The sequence below is a fragment of the Mesorhizobium sp. M7A.F.Ca.US.010.02.1.1 genome (assembly GCF_004023085.1).
Taxonomy (GTDB): domain Bacteria; phylum Pseudomonadota; class Alphaproteobacteria; order Rhizobiales; family Rhizobiaceae; genus Mesorhizobium.
In genome coordinates this window covers 1-582 of sequence record NZ_RZRV01000119.1, presented here as the reverse complement: position 1 = coordinate 582, position 582 = coordinate 1, and the positions used below count along the sequence as shown (strand labels likewise).

1 protein-coding gene and 1 pseudogene are annotated in these 582 nt (G+C 64.3%); both read right to left on the bottom strand.

Translation table 11 applies throughout. The features are described from left to right. Positions 1-389 (bottom strand): annotated as a pseudogene (locus tag EOA19_RS35000) (formate dehydrogenase); the annotation flags it as partial. Further along, the coding region (locus EOA19_RS34995) for an NAD(P)H-dependent oxidoreductase subunit E (protein WP_206638175.1) at positions 386-582 on the bottom strand (197 nt) is incomplete at its 5' end. The pseudogene EOA19_RS35000 and the gene EOA19_RS34995, both read right to left, overlap by 4 nt.

The window sequence follows — 582 nt, the reverse complement described above, 5'->3', positions numbered from 1 at the left end:
CCCTTCAGCCCGCCATGTGCCTTGTAGTGATCGAGCGACAGCGGATTGATGACGCCGCAACGCGCGAAGGTCAGGCGCGTCTGCCTGGCCAGGAACGGGATCTTGTCGGGCGCGCCCAGCCAGCGCTTGTGGTGACCGCCGGTGAGGAAGCCGCTGTCGAACAGTCCTTTGACGTCGGACGGCTTTACCGGCCCGTAGGCGACGCGGCCCTTGTCTGTTGTTGCCACTTCGACCATCGGCTCGAGGAAATAGGCGCCGCGCGAACCGTTGCGCACGATCTTGGCCTCAATTCCGCGATCGGCCAATTCTCTCTCAATCGCCTTGGCGACCTTTTCCGCACCCAGCGCCAGCGCGCCGGAGTCTCCCGGAATGTAGATGCGCGGGATCACGAGCGCACCTCGGCAACGATCTCGTCGAGCTTTTCGTCATCGAGCCGGCCGATCACCGCGCCGTCCAGCATCGCCGATGGCGCGCAGGCGCAAAGGCCGAGGCAATAGACCGGTTCCAGCGTCACCGAACCGTCGCGCGCCGTCTCGTGGAAACCGATACCCAGCAATTGCTTGAGCTTGGCGGCAATGGCAT